Origin of the sequence: Breznakia sp. PFB1-19 (genome assembly GCF_029893935.1) — a bacterium.
Taxonomy (GTDB): domain Bacteria; phylum Bacillota_I; class Bacilli_A; order Erysipelotrichales; family Erysipelotrichaceae; genus Breznakia; species Breznakia blatticola.
The window spans coordinates 1-5,566 of sequence record NZ_JARXXJ010000047.1 but is presented as its reverse complement, the minus strand read 5'-3'; the positions used below and the strand labels follow the sequence as shown (position 1 = coordinate 5,566).

Annotated in this window: 4 protein-coding genes and 1 tRNA gene; 4 read left to right on the top strand and 1 reads right to left on the bottom strand. The window is 36.1% G+C overall.

The window, feature by feature from the left end; all coding sequences use genetic code 11:
* Positions 1-332 precede the first annotated feature (332 nt).
* From M2098_RS11450 to M2098_RS11435, 4 genes are all read left to right on the top strand, one after another.
* Positions 333-1,568 carry a hypothetical protein gene (locus tag M2098_RS11450; RefSeq protein ID WP_280684606.1) on the top strand — a complete coding sequence of 412 codons (1,236 nt, stop codon included), beginning with the start codon at positions 333-335 and terminating at the stop codon, positions 1,566-1,568.
* A gap of 20 nt (positions 1,569-1,588) precedes the next feature.
* Complete coding sequence (gene ftsZ, locus M2098_RS11445; protein ID WP_280684607.1) at positions 1,589-2,695, top strand: cell division protein FtsZ; 1,107 nt, start codon at positions 1,589-1,591, stop codon at positions 2,693-2,695.
* Between the two features lie 65 nt (positions 2,696-2,760).
* Positions 2,761-4,221: a solute carrier family 23 protein gene (locus tag M2098_RS11440; RefSeq protein ID WP_280684609.1), complete on the top strand. Its 1,461-nt coding sequence runs from the start codon at positions 2,761-2,763 to the stop codon at positions 4,219-4,221.
* A gap of 67 nt (positions 4,222-4,288) precedes the next feature.
* On the top strand, positions 4,289-4,942 hold the full coding sequence (locus M2098_RS11435; RefSeq protein ID WP_280684611.1) for a DJ-1/PfpI family protein: 654 nt from the start codon (positions 4,289-4,291) through the stop codon (positions 4,940-4,942).
* A 42-nt stretch (positions 4,943-4,984) separates the two neighbouring features.
* Here M2098_RS11435 and M2098_RS11430 read toward each other — a convergent pair.
* Positions 4,985-5,071: transfer RNA gene (locus M2098_RS11430), tRNA-Leu, on the bottom strand.
* Positions 5,072-5,566 lie beyond the last annotated feature (495 nt).

Below are 5,566 nucleotides of genomic sequence, written 5' to 3'. Positions count from 1 at the left end.
ATGGTTTTTGAATATATTAGCACATAAAAAAGCTTCAATTCATCGAATAATATGCATTTAACCACTTGTGTTGCACTTAGTTTGAAAATTGAGCTATTGTAAGAAAGGTGAAACTTTATGAAAATAACATAAAATTAGAAGCTGTTGCTTCATATTTGAGAAGGTAATCATAAAAATCCCTAATTCGAAAATGAACTTTATGAATTAAATGAAAATAAATCTTGCTTTGTGACAGAATGAATGAAAAAATATGTGATTCACCTGTGGAAAAGAGTTTTTTTGTATAACAAAGTATGATAGAATTAATGTTAAGTAAGGATGGAGGTTAAGCGATGCAGGCAAAACAGTATTATGCTAGTTTGGAATTAGCAGATGATGAGCTACGCTTGATTATAGGGGAATTCTATATGTCGCGGTTCAATCCATTAAAAGTTGAACGCGTCAAGACCGACGGAATACAAAAGAAACGAATTGTGAACCAAACAGTTGTTGCTGCTTCAATTGTAACAATGTTGGATGCAGTGGAGAAAAGTTTAGGTTTTCGCCTAAAAAGTATTATTTTGTGTATACCTTCAGCAGATGTGAAATGCATTAAGCGAAGAGTAAACGTGCCAATTGAAGAAGGCAGTCGTAGAATCCGTACAAGTCATGCACGTTTAGGAATAGAAAAAGCGATCGATTCATTCCAAATTGATGGATATGAATTTGTAAATATAGGTGCAATCACATATATAAATGGAGGTATTGCTTCTCGATCATTACCTGTTGATGAACGCTCAGAAACGTTAACAATGGATATTGATTTTATTTGTGCAAAACAGGAAGTAGTTCATGAATTTGTCTTGTGTGTAGAAAATGCGGGACTACGAGTAGCTGATATTTGTTTAGATACATATGCGATTGCTGAAGAAGCAGCAATTATTGAAGGATCGATGGACAAATATGTTGTGCTCACAAATTTTGAAAAGTACGATACCGATTTAGCGTTATTTTACAAAGGTCGATTTATGGGATGTGAATCTCTAGGGTTTGGTTATGAGAGACTTGCACAAGTAATTCGTCGTAAATTTAGACTTACAGAGAAAGAAGCGACAGATTTATTAAAAGAGTCAGCGATTTTCCCAACATATGAAAGAGATGATTCTATCATCTATATTTACAGTGAAAAAGAAGAGTATCGCGAAATTACGCGAAAAGAAATATATAGTGCAATTGAAGAAGAATTGCAACATTGGATTGTTGGTGTCAATGAAGCCAATGAGATGATTGCTCAAACTGGACAAGCACGTATGGTGCTAGCTGGTTCGGGAGCAGATATCTTAGGTATGGAAAGTATAAAAGATCGATTCATCTTGGATTGTTCAGTTTACATTCCTTCAACGATAGGAACAAGAAGAAGTTGTTACAGTGCAGTGCTTGGAGCAATTTATACGCATAAGAAATTGCAAGCACTTGTACATATGCAAAGTGAAGGTGTTGAAATTTCAACCGAAAGTGTGCGTCAGTTACAAAAAGAAGACGACAATGCATTCACGAAGAAGTTAAAGAAAATTTTATTAAACAAATAGGAAAGAGAGGGAAACTCAGGATGAGTGATAATGAATTCAAGAAAGTAGTTACAATAAAGGTCTTCGGAGTCGGAGGCGGTGGATGTAACGCTGTGAATCGTATGGTTAATGAAGGTGTACAAGGAGTTGAATTCTTTGTCGCTAATACAGACTTACAAGTACTTAATACTTCTCCAGTAGAAAACAAAATTGTACTTGGTATGGGAGTAACAAAAGGTCAAGGAGCTGGTAGTGATCCAGAAGTTGGACGCAAAGCTGCTTTAGAAACAGAAAATGAAATTCGCGAAGCGATTAAAGGTAGTGACATGGTGTTCATTACTGCAGGTCTTGGTGGAGGTACTGGAACTGGTGCTGCACCATTATTTGCGAAAATTGCAAAAGAAGAAGGAGCTTTAACGGTTGGTATTGTTACAAAACCTTTCAGTTTTGAAGGTGGAACGAGAATGAAACAAGCCGAAATGGGATTAACAGAACTTAAAGAAAGTGTTGACTCATTAATTATCGTTTCAAACAATAACCTATTAGAAGTGATTGGACGTAAACCATTAATTGAAGCATTTGAAGCGGCAGATAATGTACTTCGTCAAGGTGTGCAAACAATTACCGATTTAATTGCTGCACCAGCACTTATTAACTTGGACTTCGCTGATGTTAAAACAACAATGATGGACCAAGGAAAAGCATTAATTGGTGTGGGTATGGCTGATGGTGAAGATAAAGCAAAAGTTGCTGCTGATAAAGCCATTCAATCACCATTACTAGAAGCGAAAATTACAGGTGCGAAAAAAGCAATCATTAACATCACTGGTGGTGAAAACGTAAGTTTATATGATGCAGACGACGCAACTGAATATATTAAGGAAGCTGCAGGAGGAGATATCGATACGATTTTTGGGGTAGCGATCAATCCAGCACTTCAAGATAAGATTATTGTTACGGTAATCGCAACTGGCTTTGCTGATGAAGTAAAAGCAAAACCAGAAAAGAAAGTGGATGAACGTCCAATCGAAACATTTGATTTTACAGCTCGTCAACGTGAAACGGTACAACCAACACGTACAAACGAAGTAGAAATCGAAGAGATTGAAGACGATAGCATTCCAGTATTCTTCAAAAAAAGAAACTAAAAATGGGGGGAACTCCATTTTTATATTGTAAAAATGTCAATGAAAGAAAATAAGGGGGATTCATAATGACAGAAAAGACGAATAATTTACTTATTCAAATTGATGAAAAGCCATCACCGAAGATTTGGGCTTTTCTGAGTGTGCAACATGTGTTTGCCATGTTTGGAGCAACAATTCTTGTACCAATCTTGACAGGATATCCTGTATCTGTAGCAATCTTTGCTTCAGGAATTGGAACACTGATTTACATCTTTTGTACCAAAGCGAAAGTTCCTGTATATTTAGGAAGTTCATTTGCCTATATTGGTGCCGTAAATTCAGCAGTTCTTTCTATGAATGGAGATATCTCAGCAGCACAAACTGGACTAATGCTAGTAGGTGTAATTTATGTGGGAGCTGCACTGCTTATAAAAGTGATTGGTAAAAACTGGGTTGATAAGTTATTGCCACCAATTGTAATTGGTCCGATGATTGCGGTTATTGGATTAGGACTTGCAGGAAGTGCAGTTGGGAATGCTGGATTTACTGTGGATGGAACACTAGGGCAAATGACAGTGGCGATTATTACCTTCCTTGCTGCTGCATTAATTTCGACGAAAGCAAAAGGATTCTTGAAAATCGTCCCATTCTTGTGTGCGATTATTATCGGATATGTAGCTGCACTTGTACTTCCGATGGTAGGTGTTGCAATTACGGTAACTGTTGCAATAGTACTTGTTGGATTGTATTTTGCAGTTTTTAAAACAAGTGGGTTATACAAATTAATTCCATTTGTAGTTGCGACTGTATTAGCAGTACTTGCAATGTTGTTCTTGCCAGTTGATGGGTTTGGAGGAGCGATTGTAGATTTCTCACCATTTGAAACAGCGAAGTTATTTGAAGTGCCTGCATTTGCATTTCCATTTGCACTAGGAGACTTCAAACAATATAACTTATATTTTGGACCTGAAACACTTGCGATGCTACCAGTTGCAATTGTTACAATTTCAGAACACATTGGTGATCACACGGTTTTAGGAAAAATTTGTGGAAAAAATTTCTTAAAAGATCCTGGGTTAGATCGCACCTTAACTGGAGATGGTGTAGCTACTGCAGTTAGTGCATTTATTGGGGGACCAGCCAATACTACATATGGAGAAAATACTGGGGTTATTGGTATGACACGTATTGGTTCTGTTTATGTAATTGGTGGCGCTGCATGTTTTGCAATCGCATTATCGTTTTGTGGATATGTTAGCGCGGCAATTCAAACGATCCCTAATTGTGTACTTGGTGGTATGGGAATTATGCTATATGGAGTTATCGCAAGTAATGGATTACGTGTACTTGTAGATAACCAAGTCGATTTCTCAAAACAAAGAAACTTAATTATCGCTAGTGCAATGCTTGTTGTTGGTCTTGGTGGAGCTGTTTTCTCATTAGGTGGAGCTGCAACATTATCGGGGACTGCATTAAGTGCGCTAGTTGGAGTTATCTTAAACTTAATCTTGCCAAAAGCAGATGATGAACACGTAGTTGAATTATAAAACGAAGGAGAGTTGTGTAGCTCTCTTTTCTTTATGTGTGATAGAATGATGAAAAGAGAGGGATATTATGAATAAAAGAATTGCATTATTGGTATATCCAGCGTTTAGTATGCAAGAAATATCAAATTTAAGTTATGTATTACGTTGGAATAGTGATACATTTACTGATATTATCGCAACAAGTAAAGAAGTTGTAACAAGTGAAGAGGGTATACAGGTTATGCCTAATAAAACAGTAGATGAGTTTTCTGTTAATGATTATGATTGTTTGGTATTATCGGGATGTAGTGATTTTCGTATAGCATTACGAGATCAAAAGCTCAAAGCGTTTTTAGAAAGTTTAAAAGACACGCAGGATTTTTTGATTGGTGCAATTTGTGCAGGTCCAGTATTTCTTGCGCAAGCAGGTTTATTGAAAGGGAAAAAGTATACGGATTCTTTATTTGCAGAAATGCATGAATTACTTCCTTTTATAGAAGCGGATAATTTTGTTGCTGCACCTGTTGTTGAAGATGGAAACATCGTTACTGCAAATGGAAGTGCATTTAATGCATTTGCAGTACATATAGCTAGACGACTTGGGTATATACTTCCAGATAAAATTATGTCTGGCTATATTGATGATTATAAGGAAGAAGATTATGTTCATCATTTACCTGAAGAAGGACTGAAGGAGTTTATCGAAGAGTTTGCTGATATAATTGAAAGTAAGTCAATATAATACAAAAAAGGCTATCCATTTGGATAGCCTGTTCATTTAACTTGGTGCCCGAGACCGGAGTCGAACCGGTACGATATCACTATCGGCGGATTTTGAGTCCACTGCGTCTACCAATTTCACCACTCGGGCAACTGTTAATTATTATATATGAGATGATTCAATTGTGCAACAACAAACATGTGATTGGTGGAAGAAAATGCGAAAACTTTGGAATTTTTGGATGGATAATACTTATAAATTGTGTTATTATGAATAAGCACCTTACAAAATAGTAAATATTTCCATTTGTTGAAAATATTGTGTTGACACTGTGGTGCGTAAATGATATTATCAACAGGCACTGCTCAAGAAAAGCCTTCTATTCTATAGAATAGAAGAAAGTTAATTTAAGTATAAATTAGTAATTGACATTGAGTGGTTGAAATGATAATATCAATTAGGCTTGCTCATAACTTTGAGATGACAAAACAACTGAAATAAAGTTAAAAAAAGTCGTTGACATGAATATGTGTGAGTGGTATTATTAACGGGCACGGTTGAGATAACCGATGCGAAAAAGAAGTGATTAGATCTTTTAAAACTGAATAGGAAACGTCAATTTCGAAACAAAAATTCACGGAAAAC

Excerpts from the sequence above, each read along its gene's own strand:
- M2098_RS11450 (WP_280684606.1), top strand. The coding sequence starts at position 333 with ATGCAGGCAAAACAGTATTATGCTAGTTTGGAATTAGCAGATGATGAG.
- ftsZ (WP_280684607.1), top strand. The coding sequence starts at position 1,589 with ATGAGTGATAATGAATTCAAGAAAGTAGTTACAATAAAGGTCTTCGGA.
- M2098_RS11435 (WP_280684611.1), top strand. The coding sequence starts at position 4,289 with ATGAATAAAAGAATTGCATTATTGGTATATCCAGCGTTTAGTATGCAA.
- M2098_RS11440 (WP_280684609.1), top strand. The coding sequence starts at position 2,761 with ATGACAGAAAAGACGAATAATTTACTTATTCAAATTGATGAAAAGCCA.